The sequence below is a fragment of the Stenotrophomonas sp. GD03794 genome (assembly GCF_029842145.1).
In the GTDB taxonomy this organism is placed as follows: Bacteria; Pseudomonadota; Gammaproteobacteria; order Xanthomonadales; family Xanthomonadaceae; genus Stenotrophomonas; species Stenotrophomonas riyadhensis.
In genome coordinates this window covers 1-16,740 of record NZ_JAOCFV010000029.1, presented here as the reverse complement: position 1 = coordinate 16,740, position 16,740 = coordinate 1, and the positions used below count along the sequence as shown (strand labels likewise).

The 16,740-nt window shown below is 65.4% G+C and carries 19 protein-coding genes and 1 riboswitch; of the genes, 8 read left to right on the top strand and 11 right to left on the bottom strand.

All coding sequences use genetic code 11. The features are described 5' to 3' along the window. Positions 1-92 precede the first annotated feature (92 nt). The gene (locus N5D91_RS15310) at positions 93-1,409 is read right to left on the bottom strand and encodes an NCS2 family permease (protein ID WP_279907078.1); all 1,317 of its coding nucleotides are present in this window, start codon (positions 1,407-1,409) and stop codon (positions 93-95) included. Positions 1,410-1,509: 100 nt separating this feature from the next. Continuing rightward, the gene (ettA, locus tag N5D91_RS15305; RefSeq protein WP_014035954.1) at positions 1,510-3,174 is read right to left on the bottom strand and encodes an energy-dependent translational throttle protein EttA; all 1,665 of its coding nucleotides are present in this window, start codon (positions 3,172-3,174) and stop codon (positions 1,510-1,512) included. 253 nt (positions 3,175-3,427) lie between these two features. On the opposite strand from ettA, the gene N5D91_RS15300 reads away from it, so the two are divergent. From N5D91_RS15300 to ribD, 6 genes are all read left to right on the top strand, one after another. Continuing rightward, positions 3,428-3,874: an RcnB family protein gene (locus N5D91_RS15300; RefSeq protein ID WP_180855252.1), complete on the top strand. Its 447-nt coding sequence runs from the start codon at positions 3,428-3,430 to the stop codon at positions 3,872-3,874. A gap of 188 nt (positions 3,875-4,062) precedes the next feature. Beyond that, positions 4,063-5,316: a serine hydroxymethyltransferase gene (glyA, locus tag N5D91_RS15295; protein WP_010481990.1), complete on the top strand. Its 1,254-nt coding sequence runs from the start codon at positions 4,063-4,065 to the stop codon at positions 5,314-5,316. Between the two features lie 124 nt (positions 5,317-5,440). Beyond that, positions 5,441-5,860 (top strand): hypothetical protein, encoded by a 420-nt coding sequence (locus N5D91_RS15290; protein ID WP_153856276.1) that lies wholly within the window; start codon positions 5,441-5,443, stop codon positions 5,858-5,860. Between the two features lie 27 nt (positions 5,861-5,887). Further along, positions 5,888-6,337 (top strand): hypothetical protein, encoded by a 450-nt coding sequence (locus N5D91_RS15285; protein ID WP_180855250.1) that lies wholly within the window; start codon positions 5,888-5,890, stop codon positions 6,335-6,337. Between the two features lie 149 nt (positions 6,338-6,486). Further along, complete coding sequence (gene nrdR / locus N5D91_RS15280) at positions 6,487-7,008, top strand: transcriptional regulator NrdR (protein WP_004143350.1); 522 nt, start codon at positions 6,487-6,489, stop codon at positions 7,006-7,008. A 131-nt stretch (positions 7,009-7,139) separates the two neighbouring features. Beyond that, the gene (ribD, locus tag N5D91_RS15275; RefSeq protein WP_180855248.1) at positions 7,140-8,225 is read left to right on the top strand and encodes a bifunctional diaminohydroxyphosphoribosylaminopyrimidine deaminase/5-amino-6-(5-phosphoribosylamino)uracil reductase RibD; all 1,086 of its coding nucleotides are present in this window, start codon (positions 7,140-7,142) and stop codon (positions 8,223-8,225) included. Positions 8,226-8,260: 35 nt separating this feature from the next. On the opposite strand, the gene N5D91_RS15270 is transcribed toward ribD, so the two are convergent. From N5D91_RS15270 to N5D91_RS15230, 9 genes are all read right to left on the bottom strand, one after another. Next, positions 8,261-8,656 carry a hypothetical protein gene (locus tag N5D91_RS15270; protein WP_110714251.1) on the bottom strand — a complete coding sequence of 132 codons (396 nt, stop codon included), beginning with the start codon at positions 8,654-8,656 and terminating at the stop codon, positions 8,261-8,263. A gap of 94 nt (positions 8,657-8,750) precedes the next feature. Beyond that, entirely contained in the window at positions 8,751-9,662 is a 912-nt protein-coding gene (locus tag N5D91_RS15265) for a hypothetical protein (protein WP_180855246.1), read from the bottom strand. 128 nt (positions 9,663-9,790) lie between these two features. Further along, positions 9,791-10,675 carry a hypothetical protein gene (locus tag N5D91_RS15260; protein ID WP_153856279.1) on the bottom strand — a complete coding sequence of 295 codons (885 nt, stop codon included), beginning with the start codon at positions 10,673-10,675 and terminating at the stop codon, positions 9,791-9,793. Positions 10,676-10,823: 148 nt separating this feature from the next. After that, positions 10,824-11,585: an Imm52 family immunity protein gene (locus N5D91_RS15255; protein WP_180855245.1), complete on the bottom strand. Its 762-nt coding sequence runs from the start codon at positions 11,583-11,585 to the stop codon at positions 10,824-10,826. After that, positions 11,582-12,340 carry a Tox-REase-5 domain-containing protein gene (locus N5D91_RS15250; protein WP_180855243.1) on the bottom strand — a complete coding sequence of 253 codons (759 nt, stop codon included), beginning with the start codon at positions 12,338-12,340 and terminating at the stop codon, positions 11,582-11,584. Before N5D91_RS15250 ends, N5D91_RS15255 begins: the two co-directional genes overlap by 4 nt. A 12-nt stretch (positions 12,341-12,352) precedes the next feature. Further along, the gene (locus N5D91_RS15245) at positions 12,353-12,670 is read right to left on the bottom strand and encodes a hypothetical protein (RefSeq protein ID WP_239506176.1); all 318 of its coding nucleotides are present in this window, start codon (positions 12,668-12,670) and stop codon (positions 12,353-12,355) included. A gap of 10 nt (positions 12,671-12,680) precedes the next feature. Further along, the gene (locus tag N5D91_RS15240) at positions 12,681-13,187 is read right to left on the bottom strand and encodes a DUF4123 domain-containing protein (protein ID WP_180855241.1); all 507 of its coding nucleotides are present in this window, start codon (positions 13,185-13,187) and stop codon (positions 12,681-12,683) included. Further along, a complete protein-coding gene (locus tag N5D91_RS15235) occupies positions 13,184-13,642 on the bottom strand; it encodes a PAAR domain-containing protein (RefSeq protein ID WP_239506177.1) in 459 nt (152 codons plus the stop codon). The genes N5D91_RS15240 and N5D91_RS15235 overlap by 4 nt, the downstream gene beginning before the upstream one ends. 277 nt (positions 13,643-13,919) lie before the next feature. Continuing rightward, the gene (locus tag N5D91_RS15230) at positions 13,920-14,540 is read right to left on the bottom strand and encodes a hypothetical protein (protein ID WP_110711034.1); all 621 of its coding nucleotides are present in this window, start codon (positions 14,538-14,540) and stop codon (positions 13,920-13,922) included. Positions 14,541-14,847: 307 nt separating this feature from the next. Beyond that, positions 14,848-14,993: riboswitch (FMN riboswitch) on the top strand. A gap of 74 nt (positions 14,994-15,067) precedes the next feature. On the opposite strand from N5D91_RS15230, the gene N5D91_RS15225 reads away from it, so the two are divergent. Together N5D91_RS15225 and ribB are read left to right on the top strand one after the other, a co-directional pair. Continuing rightward, positions 15,068-15,670, top strand: a complete 603-nt coding sequence (locus N5D91_RS15225; RefSeq protein WP_180855239.1) for a riboflavin synthase — start codon at positions 15,068-15,070, stop codon at positions 15,668-15,670. Further along, the coding region (gene ribB, locus N5D91_RS15220) for a 3,4-dihydroxy-2-butanone-4-phosphate synthase (protein WP_279922702.1) at positions 15,667-16,740 on the top strand (1,074 nt) is incomplete at its 3' end. The genes N5D91_RS15225 and ribB, both read left to right, overlap by 4 nt.

Here is a 16,740-nt window from a genome sequence, read left to right as displayed (position 1 = left end):
CCGAACCATGCCCGCATCATCCCAGAGCACCGTGCGCAGCAGGTGAACCCCGCGTCCGGTAGTGCCGGCCGCTGGCCGGCATCACCTACCGCTTATTCCAACGCGTAGCGCAGGGTGAACAGCACCGCCACCAGCCACACCGCCGGATGCACTTCGCGCCAGCGGCCGGTACCAGCCTTCAGCGCCGCATACGCGATGAAGCCAAACGCCAGGCCGTTGGCAATCGAGTAGGTGAACGGCATCGCCAGCGCACACAGTGCCGCCGGCACCGATTCGGTCAGGTCGCTCCAGTCCACTTCCACCAGTTCGCGCAGCATCAGGCCGGCCACGAACAGCAGCGCCGGTGCGGTGGCATAGCTGGGTACCATCGCCGCCAATGGCGAGAACAGCAGCGCGGCCAGGAACAGCGCCGACACCACCAGCGCGGTCAGGCCGGTACGGCCGCCCACCTGCACGCCCGAGGCGCTTTCAGCGAAGGCGGTGGTGCTGCTGGTGCCCAGCATCGAACCCGCCACGGTGGCGGTGCTGTCGGCCAGCAGGGCGCGGCCGAAACGCTTCTGCGCACCCGGCAGCTTCAGCAGGCCGGCGCGACCGACCACGCCGTACAGGGTGCCGGTGGCATCGAACACTTCCACCAGCACGAACACCAGCACCACCTGCAGCAGCACCGCGATCGGCGCGCCGCCGTCGTGGTGCAGCAGGCCCGGCAGGTCCAGCTGCAGGAAGGTCGGTGCCAGGCTCGGCGGCAGCGAGACCAGGCCCTGGTACTGCACGTCGCCCAGTGCCCAGCCGGCGCCGGTTACCGCCAGGATGCCGATCAGGATCGCACCGCGGATGCGGCGCGCTTCCAGCACCGCGATCAGCAGGAAACCCGCCAGCGCCAGCAGCGGCGGCGCGGTGTTCAACGGGCCCAGCGCCACCAGCGTGTCTTCATTGCCGACGATCACGCCGGACTTCTGCAGCGCGATGATCGCCAGGAACAGGCCGATGCCGGCCACGATGGCCGAGCGCAGCGACGAAGGAATGCCCGACACCAGCCATGCACGCACGCCAGTCAGCGACAGCACCAGGAACACCAGGCCGGAGATGAACACCGCGCCCAGTGCCTGCTGCCACGGCAGGCCGGCAGCGCCGACCACGGTGAAGGCGAAGAACGCGTTCAGGCCCATGCCGGGCGCCATGCCGACCGGGAAGTTGGCGGCCAGCGCCATCACCGCCGAACCCAGTGCAGCAGCCAGGCAGGTGGCCACGAACACCGCGCCCGCATCCATGCCGGTGGTGCCGAGAATCTCGGGATTGACGAAGACGATGTAGGACATCGTCAGGAAGGTGGTGACACCGGCCAGCAGCTCGGTGCGCACGGTGGTGCCGTGCTGCTGCAGCTGGAACAGGCGCTCGAACAGGGACATGGGGTCGCTCATGGGTAGATGCCGGCCGCTGGCCGGCATGCATGGTCGGTACACATTGCAAAAGGAGAAAGGCCGCGCGAGCGCGGCCTTTCCTGTTGCCTTACTTCAGCGCCTTGAAGCGCAGGCGCTTCGGCGCAGCGTCATCGCCCATGCGGCGGCGCTTGTCTTCTTCGTACTCGCGGTAGTTGCCCTGGAAGAACTCCACGTGCGAGTCGCCTTCGAACGCCAGGATGTGGGTCGCGATGCGATCCAGGAACCAGCGGTCATGCGAAATGACGAAGGTGTTGCCCGGGAACTCCAGCAGCGCATCTTCCAGCGCACGCAGGGTTTCGATGTCCAGGTCGTTGGACGGTTCGTCGAGCAGCAGCACGTTGCCACCCTGCAGCAGGGTCTTGGCCATGTGCAGGCGGCCACGCTCACCACCGGACAGCGAACCGACCATCTTCTGCTGGTCCTGGCCCTTGAAGTTGAAGCGGCCGATGTAGGCGCGCGACTGGATCTCGATGCCGTTGATGTTGAGGATGTCCAGGCCGCCAGCGATTTCCTGGAAGACGTTGTGGTTGCCTTCCAGCGCGTCGCGGCTCTGGTCCACGTAGGACAGCTTCACGGTCGGGCCGACCACGATCTCGCCGGTATCCGGCTTTTCCTGGCCGGTGATCATCTTGAACAGGGTCGACTTACCGGCACCGTTCGGGCCGATGATGCCGACGATGGCGCCGGCCGGCACCAGGAAGTTCAGGTTGTCGAACAGCAGGCGGTCGCCGAACTTCTTCGAGACGTTCTTGAACTCCATCACCGCGTTGCCCAGGCGCTCGCCCGGCGGGATGAAGATTTCATTGGTCTCGTTGCGCTTCTGGTAATCGACCGACTGCAGCTCTTCCAGGCGGGCCAGACGGGCCTTGCCCTTGGTGCGGCCGCCCTTGGCGTTCTGGCGCGACCACTCCAGTTCCTTCTGGATCGCCTTCTGGCGAGCCTTTTCCTGGTTGTCTTCCTGCTTCAGGCGCTCATCCTTCTGGGTCAGCCAGTCGGTGTAGTTGCCCTTCCACGGAATGCCGCGGCCGCGGTCCAGTTCCAGGATCCACTCGGCGGCGTTGTCCAGGAAGTAGCGATCATGGGTGACCGCCACCACGGTGCCGGTGTAGCGCGCCAGGAACTGTTCCAGCCATTCCACCGACTCGGCGTCGAGGTGGTTGGTCGGTTCGTCGAGCAGCAGCATGTCCGGCTTCTGCAGCAGCAGGCGGCACAGCGCCACGCGGCGCTTCTCACCACCGGACAGCTTGCCGACGATGGCATCCCACGGCGGCAGGCGCAGCGCATCGGCGGCCACGTCCAGCTGGTTTTCCAGGGTGTGCGCGTCGCCAGCGGCCAGGATCGCCTCCAGGCGTTCCTGCTCCTTGGCCAGCGCATCGAAGTCGGCACCTTCCTCGGCGTAGGCCAGGTACACCGCGTCCAGCGCGGCCTGGGCCTGCAGCACTTCGCCCACGCCTTCCTCGACCGCTTCACGCACGGTCTTGGTCGGGTCCAGCTCCGGTTCCTGCGCCAGGTAGCCGACCTTGATGCCCGGCTGCGGGCGGGCTTCGCCCTCGAAATCGGTGTCCACGCCGGCCATGATCTTCAGCACGGTGGACTTGCCGGCGCCGTTCAGGCCCAGCAGGCCGATCTTCGCGCCCGGGAAGAAGGACAGCGAGATGTCCTTGATGATCTGCCGCTTGGGCGGGACCACCTTGGACACGCGGTTCATGGTGTAGATGTATTGCGAGGACATGCGGTCTCCGTAGGCGCGGCCCTGCACCCGACCCGTCACGGGAACATCCCGTTGCGGCAGCGGGCACAGACTGAAATGGAATACCGCCAATTATAGCCGGAACCGGTTCCGGGCCGCGCCTGGAAGGGGCTGCCGGGCTGGCCGCGGCCTGAATACCTCGTCACAGTCCTGCAGCGGGAAGCGTTTCCAGCCGGAAACGGTTCAGATCGGGTGCGCAATATGGGTTCACCACCCACCCATGCAGAGGTCTGACATGCGCATCAATCGAGTAATGGCCGGCGCCGTGGCCCCGGCCTTCGCCGACAACGACCATCGCCGCGACCATGATCGCCGCGAGTGGCGCGAGGACCGCCGCGAGTGGCGCCAGGATCGCCGTGACTGGGAGCGCGACCGCCGCGAGGCCCGGCGCGACTACCGCCAGGATCGCCGCGAGTGGCACCGCGACCATGACCGCTACTACCGCCCGGCACCGCCGCGTGTGGTGTACCGCCCGGCCTATGGCCCGGGCTACGGCTGGAAGGTCGGCCATCGCTACCGCGACTACTACCGTGGCCCGGTCTATGTGGTGAACGACTACCCACGCTACCACCTGCGCCGCCCGCCCTACGGCCACCAGTGGATCCGCGATGACCGCGGCAACATGCTGCTGGTGGCCATCGCCACCGGTGTGATCGCCCAGTACGTGCTCAGCAGCCGCTGAGGATCGCAGTCGGGGTCGGATCCCTTTGCAGCGCAAAGGGCTCTGCCCCCGCAACGCCACTCGAAACCATACGGGGCCGGATTCCTTCGGGGATGCCGGCCCCGTCCGTTTCGGCCCCGGCAGGCCCGGTGCGGGGCTACAATCGGGGGCTGAGCCGTACCCCTTTTCCCTGCCTGCTGGAGTACCCGATGTTCCCGCGTGACGTCCGAATCGAATCCTACGATCCCGAACTGGCCAAGGCCATCGCCGCTGAAACCCAGCGCCAGGAAGACCACGTCGAGCTGATCGCCAGCGAGAACTACACCAGCCCGGCGGTGATGGAAGCGCAGGGCAGCCAGCTGACCAACAAGTACGCCGAAGGCTACCCGGGCAAGCGCTACTACGGTGGCTGCGAATACGTGGACATCGCCGAGCAGCTGGCGATCGACCGCCTGAAGCAGCTGTTCGGCGCCGACTACGCCAACGTGCAGCCGCACAGCGGCTCGCAGGCCAACCAGGCCGTGTACTTCGCCCTGCTGCAGCCGGGTGACACCATCCTCGGCATGAGCCTGGCCCACGGCGGCCACCTCACCCACGGTGCCAAGGTGAACGCCTCGGGCAAGCTGTTCAACGCCGTGCAGTACGGTGTGAACGACCAGGGCCTGATCGATTACGACGAAGTCGAGCGCCTGGCCCTGGAGCACAAGCCGAAGATGGTCGTGGCCGGCTTCTCGGCCTACTCGCAGGTGATCGACTGGGCGCGCTTCCGCGCCATCGCCGACAAGGTCGGTGCCTACCTGTTCGTCGACATGGCCCACGTCGCCGGCCTGGTCGCCGCTGGCGTCTACCCGAGCCCGCTGGAACACGCGCACGTGGTCACCTCGACCACCCACAAGACCCTGCGCGGTCCGCGCGGCGGCATCATCGTCGCCAAGGGCGCCGACGAAGACCTGGTCAAGAAGCTGCAGTCGATCGTGTTCCCGGGCATCCAGGGCGGTCCGCTGATGCACGTCATCGCCGGCAAGGCCGTGGCCTTCAAGGAAGCGCTGGAACCGGGCTTCAAGGCCTACCAGCAGCAGGTGGTGAAGAACGCCCAGGCGATGGCCAACACGCTGATCGCGCGCGGCTACAAGATCGTTTCCGGCGGCACCCAGAACCACCTGATGCTGGTCGACATGATCGGCAAGGACGTGTCCGGCAAGGACGCGGAAGCTGCGCTGGGCAAGGCCCACATCACCGTCAACAAGAACTCGGTGCCGAACGACCCGCGTTCGCCGTTCGTCACTTCGGGCCTGCGCCTGGGCACCCCGGCGGTGACTACCCGTGGTTACGTCGAACAGGACTGCGTGGATCTGGCCAACTGGATCGCCGACGTGCTCGACGCACCGAACGATGACGCCGTCATCGCCCGCGTGCGTGATGCCGTCAGCGCGCAGTGCCGCAAGTACCCGGTCTACGGCTGATCGCAGCAGGGGGCAGAGCCCTTTCCTGACGGAAAGGGATCCGACCCCGAAGCCCGGATCGAAGCAGGGGTCGGATCCCTTCCCGCAGGGAAGGGCTCTGACCCCGGTATCGGAGCAACCGCGCATGGATGAGCGCCACCTCAAGTACCTGTACACCGCGCTGGCGGTGCTGTTTGGCCTGCCCAGCCTGGCGATGGGCGGCGCGGCGGCGACGATGCTGCTGCTGATGGGGCTGGGCCAGTTCGGTCATGGCACCCTGGCCTCGGTGACGGTGATGCCGCTGTGGGGCCTGGCTGGCATTGCCGGCTGCCTGGCCTGGTTGTGGCTCAGCGCGGGTTTTCTGCTGCAGGGGCGTGCCGGGCTGCACGTGCACCGCCTCTGGTGGTGGATGCTGCTGGCGGGCGGTCTCGCCGCCTTGCCGCCGCTGGGTCTGGCGCTGTGGTGGGGCATCGCCGTGCACGGCGAAGGCATCGGCTTGTTGCTGTTGGGCCCGTCGATGCTGGTGCCGGCTGCGATGCTGGTGTGGATCAAACGCCGCGCATGATGCGGCCCAGGGAAGGAAACCGAACGCATGGATGAGCGTCTGCACAAACGCTGGATGGCCATTGCCGGCCTGTTGGTGGGCCTGCCCACGGTGGCCGCCGGAGGCACGGGTGCCGTGCTGGGTCTGATGGTCGTATGGGATGGCAAGTACCTGACGGGCGACGAGCACAGGATCCTGCTGTTGTGGTCGTCGGCCGGGATCATCGGCCTGCTGTCGTGGTTGTGGCTGAGCGGCCTGTTCCTGTGGCGCGGTGTTACCGGCCTGCGCCAATCGCCGGTTGTCGCCTGGATAGGCCTGGCGCTGGGAGGCCTGGCCGCGCTGGGCGTGGTCGCCGCCACGCTGTACTTCACCTTCAAGCGCGGGGAGATCTCGACCCTGGCCTTCCTCGGGTTCGGCCCGCCGCTGCTGGTGATGGCAGGGCATCTGGCGTGGCTGCGTTGGGCGCGCGCGGCCTCGGCGCCGCCGGCACCCGGTTGAACGCGCAGCGCTGACCGCGCTGGAGGCTCTGTTCGGCCGAAATGCAGGCACTTCCGCGCAGACAGCATTTGCTGCGGGGCCCTTTCTCAGGTACCTTTGCGACGCTGCCATGACCGTGGCAATAGGTACTTTCCTGAGCCAGGCGTTCCATGCACTGCCCCTTCTGCCAACATGCCGATACCCGGGTCATCGACTCGCGCGTCTCCGAAGACGGCGCGACGATCCGTCGTCGGCGTGAATGCGAAGCCTGTGGCGAGCGCTTCAGCACGATGGAAACGGTGGAGTTGAAACTGCCCGCCATCGTCAAGAGCGATGGCACTCGTGAAGCATTCGACCAGCGCAAGGTCCGCGCTGGCTTCGACCGCGCGCTGCAGAAGCGTGCAGTGGCCGAAGACAAGATCGAAGCGGCGGTACGCGCCGTGGTCCACCAGCTGCGCATCAGCGGCGAGCGCGAAGTGCCCTCGATCAAGGTCGGCGAGTTCGTCATGAACGAACTGCGCAAGCTCGACCATGTCGGCTACGTGCGCTTCGCGTCGGTCTACCGCAGCTTCGAGGACGTCGCCGATTTCCGCGAGGAGATCGAGAAGCTGGAGCGCGACCTGCCATCCAGTACCGAACAGCTGCAGCTGCTGGGCGACGTGATCGCACTGACCAAGAAGAAGAAGGGCTGAAGCTCTGGTAGGTGCCAACCTTGGTTGGCACAGATATCTGCTCCGGTGGGTGCCAACCTTGGTTGGCACAGTGGCGCCCATCCACGCATGGCGTGGATCTACACCGCCACCAACGGCGCTACCATGGCCGCATGACCACCCCGTTCTCCGTTCTCGACCACCTGCACATGGCCAACGCACTGCGTCTGGCCGAGCGTGCCGCCTACACCACCCGCCCCAATCCGATGGTCGGCTGCGTGATCGCCCACGGCGAACGCGTGGTCGGGCAGGGCTGGCACCAGCGTGCCGGTGGACCGCACGCCGAAGTGTTCGCGCTGCGCGAGGCAGGAAGCGAAGCGCGCGGTGCCACCGCCTACGTCACCCTGGAGCCTTGTGCGCACTACGGGCGCACACCGCCGTGTGCGCTGGCCTTGATCGAAGCGGGTGTGTCGCGCGTCGTTGCCGCGATGCGCGATCCGTTCCCGAAGGTCGATGGTGGTGGCTTCGATCTGCTGCGCAATGCGGGCATCGAAGTCGCTGAAGGGCTGATGGCGGCGCAGGCACGCGAGCTCAACAAGGGCTTCCTGTCGCGTGTGGAGCGCAACCGACCGTGGTTGCGGGTGAAGCTGGCCGCCAGCCTCGATGGCCGTACCGCGATGGCCGACGGTAGCTCCAAATGGATCACCGGCCCGGCCGCGCGCGAAGACGTGCAGCACTGGCGCGCGCGCGCAGGTGCGATCCTGACCGGCGCCGAAACCGTGCTGGCCGACGACCCGATGCTGACCGTGCGCCTGGCTGATGCCGAGGTGATGCCGCCACTGCGCGTAGTGCTGGATTCGCGCCTGCGCTCACTGGAGTGCAGCCGTGTGCGCGAGGGCGGGGCACCGACGCTGTACCTGCACGATGCAGCGGTGAGTGCACCGGATGCGGCCGATGCAGAATTTGCCAGCGTGCCCAGTGTTGACGGCCGTCTCGATCTTGGCGCGGTGCTGGCACTGCTGGCCGAGCGCGGCATCAACGAAGTGCATACCGAAGCCGGCGCGACGCTGGCCGGTACCTTGCTGCGCGGCGGCTGGGTGGACGAACTGCTGCTGTATCAGGCGCCCACGCTGCTGGGCGACAACGGCCGCCCGCTGCTGGCCGGCCTCGGCATCGATGCCATGGACCAGCAGCGTCGCCTGCGTGTGGTGGACCAGCGCCAGGTTGGTGAGGACATCAGGCTGCTGCTGCGCCCGTGAGGGAATGACGCGGAACAGGGGCGACGCCCTAGTCGTCAGGCATCTTCGTCGTCTTCTTCGCCGACTGGGCACTGGCCTTTCCACTGCTGCTTCCACAGCGCATGCAGGTTGCGGCAGTACGCGCCCAGTGCCTCGCCCGGCAGTTTCTTCGCCTTCAATCGCAGCTGGTGACGGGTAAAGCCGTCGTCGTACTCATGGGGCAACACCAACACGGCACACTGATCGTGATACATCAGGAATGCGTGGCAGTCGTCGTCTTCGCTCATCCACGCATCCAGCTGCCTGTCGCTCAGCAGGGTTGACTCGAAGGCAACCGCTGGGATGACCGAGAAGGTCGTAATCCTGGACTTGGGAGCTTTGGCTTGCCCGCACGCCACAAGCGCCAGCAGCGCCATCAGCATGACCGTGGTCGACGTCGTGCGGTGTTTCATGCGGTTGCCCCGATGGAAGAGGGCAACAGCATTGACCATGCGGGCCGCACAGGGCCATGCAACGGTTCTGAAAGTGCGTGCAGGTGGCCACAGCCTACCGGCACTCAGGGGTCCAAAGTGCCTGCATTCTTGGGCGGAAGGCCACGCATTGCTGCAGCAGCTCCGCCTCGGGAATCTGCTGTCGTTGCTTGCTCAGGGTACTGGCCAGTTCACTCACTCCCTTGAGTTCCTGCGGCGCAATGCGCGCCATGCAGCGACGATGCCGCTGCACAAGATCGTCGCACTCCATGATGCCGGTCATCTGCGCAAGGGCGTCATAGGTACCGGTGCGATACAGGCCCCGCGGATGCGCGATGAGCGCTTCGATCAGGGCTTCATAGACGTCAGTTTCGACGCGGGCGTGTGAGAAATCATCGTTCGGATGTTTCGATTCTTCGCTGTGCCAATCGGGCTCCTGAGTGGTCGATACCACGCGCGTGGTGCCACCGATCTCGTGGAAGGGGCCGTCGCGCAACGTCGCGATGTAGGCTCCCCAGAAGCGCTGCTCGCTTTGCTCACCGCCATCGAAGACCGTGGCCTCGGACAGATACCGAAGACGCTCGACATCGCCCACGCGGCAGGTAAAGTGCACGTCGGCAACCTGCATGCCTCCGGTCAGGCTGTACCATTCCTCGCTTCGGTGCGGCTGGCACCGGGTGTTGGCCAGAACCTGCAGCGCCCAGGCAAGATGCGGTAAATCCACGCCATCGATCGGATCGACATGACGCTCGATGTTTGTCGTCCAGGTCGCCAGCAACACCGCCATTGGCGGAGCATCGACGGGCACATCGGTTGCACCCGTTTGGCCGGCCATGCGCTGCTGGACAAGCATCCGCAGTGCGAGGTCGTTGCGTTCCTGTATTGCCTGAAGATGGTGGGAAACGACGTCTTCCGGTGTCCTGGCGCGGGCAGTTACCGAAGGCAGGTGCATACCCAAGGCCAGCAGGTAGAAAAGAAGACGGTGCATGGTGATTCCATCCAGACGGGGCGGAGAGAATGCTCCCCGCCCCGTGGCCTGTCCATGCAACTAGTCCGAACGTGCGGTCTGGGTTCCGCCGGACATCGCTGATTCCGTAGCGTTCAGTTCCTACGTTCTCACGCGCACTCGTCGGTCCACATCATCTCCGCGATCGGGCGCAGTGCCTTGCACTCCTGCGTCATCTCATCGGCCGACTGCACTTGGGCCTTGGCCTTCAGTTCCTCGGCCATGGCGTCCACGCCGCTGATCTGGTCCGGTGCGATCTTCGCCACGCAGGCGCGATGCTGCTGCAGCAGCAGGTCGCAGCCCGGTACGCCGGTCACCTTCGGCGCGTTGGCCGCCTGCGCGTCCTGCATCCAGTCTTCGAACGGTGCCAGCGCGCCGGCCACGGTGCCCACCAGGTCATCGAAGTTGCCGCTGTACCAGTAGCCGTTGTCCTTGGCCGGGTACAGGGTGAAGGTGCCGCTGACCGGCGCGCGCGCGCCACTCTGCAGCGCCTGGGTATAGGCATCGGTGAACTGCTTGCGCGAGGCCGGGCTGGCATCGGCGGCCAGGCTGGCGGCGAACAGCGGGCGAACCTTGCCGAGGTCGGGCACCTGGCAGCTGAAGCTGATGCGCGCCAGCTTCTGGTCTTCAACGTATTCGTTGTCTTCGATCACGCTCTTGGTCGCGCGGCACTTCGAATCACGCAGCGCCTTGGCATACAGCGCTTCGGTGGTCGCAGCGTCGACCTTGGCGCCGGTGCTGGCCAGCACGGTCTGCCAGGGTTCGGCCAATGCCTTGGCCAGCGCACCCGGGTTCGGGGTCACAGCGTCCTGGCCTTCGAATGCCGGCTTCAGTGCGTCGTTGAGCGTGCGCGTGGCGGCCGCGTCGTCTTCCAGCAGCACGCGTGCGTACAGATCGAAAGCCTGCTCGGGCGTCAGTTGGGCTGGTGCAGCGCTGGCGAACAGCGGTGCGCACAGCAGGGCACTGCCCAGAAGGGTACGGAGGGGGGTCTTCATGACGTGGGTTCCTGTTCCAGAGGCGGGCAAGCCTAGCGCACTTTGCGTGCAGTCAGTACGCATCCATCCGGGCTTGGCAGAAGCGAATGGAGTCCGCTCATTCTTAAGGGGATCGCCGGAAATGCCAGGCACCCCTACTGCCGCCGTCTCACTCAAGCAGCGACGTGTCGGTGACATCCAGCAGCCCCGCATTGGCCATGCGCAGTTCCACCTGATGCGCGCGCTTGATGTGGTCGGGATTGTGCAGGTCGAACGGTTCGTCCACGGCCACGATGATCGTACCTCTGCCTTTCACCACTTCCATCTTGGCCGCCTCCGGGATGAACCTGTGCGGCACCAGCACAGGGACGAAGCCCATCCAGCCCAGCCAACGGCGGTGAGGGAACAGCCTGTGGTTGAGGTAGTAGGTCTGGTAGCCCTTGCCTTCAGGCTTCGGTCCAACGGCATCCGTTGAGACGAATTCGACGTCGACTGTTTGAGCTATCGCGGCAATGCACCTGCGGACGATGACGGACGCCTCGGATTCACCGAATGCTTCGATCGGTGCATCGATTTCCATCGTCAACTGGCCAAACCAAGGCCAGTAATTGATCGAGGTGCATCCTGTCGCCTTCCATTCCCTATGCGTCCTCGCTGTGGTCAGGTTTGCGCCTGCGCCCGCAGCAGAGGGAGCTGTGGGGTACTCATCACCGTCCTGCCGTGCGTTGAACGCAAGCATCTCGATGAACCTTGTTCTGTCGGTGAATGGGATCGGGCCCTTCCCGCGCGAGTGCTCCACCCAGCCATTGAACAGCGCACTCACCTCCAGTAGCGCTTGAAGTAGCGGCTCCAGATCGCGATAGACGGTAGAGGCATCAACGATTCTCTCAGGGATAGTGCAGTGGATCTTGCATCTGTACATGATCGTCATGGCGTATGCCTGAGATGAATGGAGTGGCTGGCAAGAATTTGCTGGGCTGCCATGAAGCACTCGACTTCAAGGAAGTGCCATTCGAGCTTTGCGGGTCTGCCCAGCGCTGCAACGTGGCACAGGTGTGCTTTGAACTGCTTCGCCCAGCTGTCTAGGATCGACGGACGCCTGCCGCCAAGTGCAGCCCAAGGGTGGAGATTTCCAATTGCGGAGAAAAACTGCTTGTAGTGCCCCTTCGCTTCCACCACCGTGCATCGGCTCCGCCAGAAGCCATCAAAGCGGATGCCGCCGTGGTTCCACTCGGTAACGGTGATCTCGTTTTTGCCCTTGCCGGCCTTCAGTCTCAGGCGAGCGCGGTCCAGTCCGGTGCCGCCATAGGTGTAGGCGAACACTTCCGGGCCCGCCAGGTGATTGGCAATGCGCAGCTGGTAGTCGAAGTTGCGGTACTGTTTGAACGGAATCGTGTAGTTGGCGGGCACCAGGAAGCCCCGCGCCAGCTTGCAGGCATTGCAGTCGTTCTGGTTACTGGTCTGCGCGCAGTCTGTTTCGCTGGCTTCCACGCGCGGTTCAACCTTGGAATCGGCGCCGACGCCTGCGGCTTCCTTGATGCCGCGCCAGATCTGGCCAAGCGTAGGGCCACCGGCCGTGTCTCCCGGGATTCCGCCAGGCGCGTGCCCGGGAACATCCTGTGTAGGGTCCCAGCCACCCGGAATCGTCACCGGTGGCAGCGGTAGAGGTAGTGGAATGGCACCCATGGTCAGCTCCTTTCAGTCGGACAGAAAGCGCGAGGCGAGCAGTGCCAGCAGATCGGCGGCCGTTGCGTTGGCGTGGGTGGTCCGCCGGAACCACGCCACGGTCAGCGCGTGATCGCGCAGTCCAGGTGCCCAGGCCACGTCGGCCTTCACCCAGCGCACTATCGTGGGCAGATGGGTGATGTGCAGTGAGGTCACTGCATGGCGGTAGCTTGTACGCACTGCCTGCAGGAGCGCTGCATCGTTCAGATGCGCGGTTTCGCCGGGAAATCCGCTACGTGTCTCGTCAGCGAGCGGGCTGCAGAATGTAGCCGCGTCGGGCAGACGGAGCATCGCGTACTGCTCAGTGCTCAATGTCAGCATCGTCTACCTCCTGCTGCTCCAGTTCGCTGCGGGTCAGCCCCCATGTCTGACCGCCCACGGTGATCTGCCACAAGTTGATCGGCCCGAAGAGCTGCCGCAGTTGTTGCATCGTCAGTACGTCGCGGTAGCGCAGCCATGCGCGTGGATCGTAGTAGCGCATCAGCGCGAGTGATCCATCGGGAAGGGCGATGTCGAGCTGTGCATGCAGATGGAGGAACACCTCCTCGAACGGTACGTCCGAGAACAGACAGGTGGTTCGCGCAGGCTGGTGGCCGAGCTGCCGCAACCAATGATGCATGGGCTGTTCAATGGCACCCCGCGGCAGTTCGAGCAGATACGGTGACGCGTGCAGGAGGTTTCCTTCGGGTTGTCCTGCGAACAGTGAGCGATGCATCAGTGCGCTGTGCGTCGCATGGTGATGCAGCGCTGCTTCGCGATCTTCATCCGGCGCACAGTCCAGCAGCGCATAGGCGTAGTGGCCGATCATGCGCGCGCCAGCAGTGGGGCGGCACTGGCGGCCGCAGCCCGCAAGCATTCCAGGCAGACCGGGGGTCTGGAAGCAGATGCCTGGGCAGGCTCCCTCTGGGGATGTTCATCATCGGCAGTGGCATCGGTGACAAACACCAACCGCTGCTGGGTCGAGATCAGCTGGCAGCCACAGGCGAGGTGGTGCCCGTGCAGTGCAACGGGATGTCCGTCGATGAGCAGGGTAGGTTCACCCTGCACGATCGGAAAGATGCCCTGGTGCAGTGGGCAGCTCGCCCGGTCGCCTTCGCGTGCGACCGCTTTGCCCTCGATATCGGTGTACGGCGATCCTGTGATGACGCGCCCGTTGCTGTGGGTTGTGTCGCCTACGACGATCCAATGTCTTTTCATGACGCGATGCGGGTTACCTTGCCTGGGCCGAACATGCCGGGCCATGCGGGCATCAGACAAGGTCATCGATTCGCCGTGATGTCGCATACGGTTTGCGTGGGTGGCCTCAACGGTGCTGCCAACGTCGCTAACCCGCCGGGATCATTGACGTCTTTCGCAAATGCCCGTCGTGGCGGACCGGATTGCCTTTCGTACTCGTCCTAAAGCCACCCGGCGCAGTGAGCGTGCCGGGTTGCAGAAAACGACACGTACTCCGCCACAGTGCAGCGCGCTGCTGTAGGGACAAAAAAAACGGGCCCCTTGCGGGGCCCGTTCGATCGCACGACGAGGAGCGATCGTTGGATCAGAAGCTGGCGCGGACGCCGGCCGAGTACTGGGTGACGTCGCGGTAGCCGGAGATCTCGCCCACCAGGCCCCAGGTCCGGGTGAAGTTGATCTGGCCGCCGACGGTGCCCACCCAGGTGCCCTTGAAGTGGTTGCCGCCATCCATGTAGCCGGCCTTGGCCCAGGCTTCGGTCATGGCCGACGGCTTGCCGCGGATGCCCATGGTGACGCGGCCCAGATTGGTGTGATCCTTCTGGCTGAAACGCAGGCCGTCGAAACGGACGGTGGCTTCGGCGTTCTGGCGCACCCACGCGGCATCGGCGGTGAAGTCCAGGCGGTCGGTCCACGGCATGTGGTAGCCGATGCCGAGCTCCGGCTGGTTCAGTTCCAGCTTCAGCGAATCATTGCCGTAGTGATTGGTCTTGCTGGTGCGCGACCAGCCACCGAACACATAGACCTGTTCGGCGATGGCCACCGAGCCACGCAGGTAGCCGCCGTCGACCTTGGGGTCGTCCAGTGCGTTGTCGTCAACCTTGACCTGCGTCCAGCCGCCTTCAACGTAGGTGTAGCTCAGGGCTTCAGCCGAAGCCGTGAACGGGGCGGCGGCCAGCAGGGCGGCCACGATCAGGATCTTGCGCATGGGAATTCCTGTGAATTTCAGTCCTTTGGCGGGCCTGCCTTCGCGGCTGCCCGTGGCGACCTCATGTCGTCCAGCGCAGGATTTTAATGAAAGTTTTACAAATTACGAGCGACGGCCGTCACAGGTTGGGGCAGGCCGGGGTTGGGGGTCGGATCCGCTTCCCATCGGGAAACGGCTCTGACCCCTGCGCTGCTGTGCCACCGGTCCATGGGGTCAGAGCCCTTTCCTGCGGAAAGGGATCCGACCCCGGTCATCCACCCCGTTCAGCCCGGGCTGGTACACTAGCCACGCCGGTTCGCCGGTACACAAACGTCTTCAGGGCGGGGTGCAATTCCCCACCGGCGGTAGGTGCGCAAGCACGAGCCCGCGAGCGCCCCGGCCCACGGCCGGGGGTCAGCAGATCCGGTCCAATGCCGGAGCCGACGGTCATAGTCCGGATGAAAGAAGACGGTGCCACAGGGCTCATGCCCTGCGTGCGCCTGTTTGCCTTGCGGCGTTTTTCGCTCACTTTTCGCGGAGAACGTTACTTGTTTACTGGAATCATCGAAGGCGTCGGCCGTCTGGCCGCACGCGAATCCATCGGCGGCGATGTCCGCTTCACCTTCAATGTCGGGAATCTGCCGTTCGACAACGTGCAGATGGGCGAGAGCATTGCCATCAACGGCGTCTGCCTCACCGTCATCGCATTCGACGCCAGCAGCTTCCAGGCCGATGCCTCCACCGAGACCCTGGGCCTGACCACGCTGGGCCAGCTGGGCGAAGGTGCGGTCATCAACCTGGAGCGCGCCATGCGCCCGACCGACCGCCTTGGCGGCCATCTGGTCAGCGGCCACGTCGACGGCCTCGGCCAGGTGCTGTCCATCCACGAAGACGCGCGTGCCCAGCGCTGGCGATTCGCCGCGCCGGCCTCGCTGCGCCGCTACATCGCCAAGAAGGGCTCGATCTGCGTGGACGGCGTCAGCCTCACCGTCAACGAAGTGGACGGCGAAGGCTTTGAAGTCGCCCTGATCCCGCACACCGTGGCCAACACCGCCTTCTCCGCCTCAGGCGTGGGCAGTGCGGTCAATCTTGAAATCGACCTGGTCGCCCGTTACGTCGAACGCCTGCTGGGCGAAGGAGCACGCGCATGAATTTCGCCCCCATTCCGGAGATCCTGGAAGACATCCGCCTGGGTCGCATGGTCGTTATCGTCGATGACGAGGACCGCGAGAACGAAGGCGACCTGATCATGGCCGCCGAGCTGGTCAAGGCCAGCGACATCAACTTCATGGTCACCCATGGCCGCGGCCTGGTGTGCCTGCCGCTGAACCGCACCCGCGCCGCCGATCTTGGCCTGGCGCCGATGGTGCAGGCCAATACCGCGCAGTTCCAGACCAATTTCACGGTCAGCATCGAGGCCGCCGAGGGTGTCACCACCGGCATCTCGGCGCATGACCGCGCGCACACCATCCGCACCGCGGTGAAGCCCAACGCCAAGCCGGCCGACCTGCACCAGCCGGGCCACATCTTCCCGCTGATCGCCCAGCCGGGCGGCGTGCTGACCCGTGCCGGCCACACCGAGGCGGCCGTGGACATGGCCATGCTGGCCGGGCTGGAACCGGCCGGCGTGCTGGTGGAGATCCTGAACCCGGATGGCAGCATGGCGCGCCGCCCGGAGCTGGAAGTGTTCGCCCGCGAGCACGGCCTGAAGATGGGCTCCATCGCCGACCTGATCGCTTACCGCCTGGCCACCGAAAAGACCGTCGAGCGCGTGGACGAGCGCGAGATCGACACCGAATTCGGCCCGTTCAAGCTGGTCACCTACCGCGACCGCATCGCCCACGACGTGCATTTCGCCCTGGTGCGCGGCACCCCGGATGCGGACACCCCGACCCTGGTGCGCGTTCAGGTGGAAAACCCGCTGGCCGACCTGTTGCACTGGCGCCGTGATGACTTCGGCGTGGCCGCCACCGACGCTTTGCGCGCCATCGATGCCGAGGGCGCGGGCGTGATGGTGGTGCTGTCGGCCCCGCGCGACGGCGAGGCCCTGCTGGCCCGCCTGCGCCAGCAGCCGGCGCCGGTGGTGCCGGGCAAGGACAAGGACGTGAGCCAGTGGCGCCGCAATGGTGCCGGCGCGCAGATCCTGTCCGACCTCGGCCTGGGCAAGCTGCGCGTACTGGGCACCCCGCGCCGCCAGATCGGTCTGGCCGGGTACGGCCTG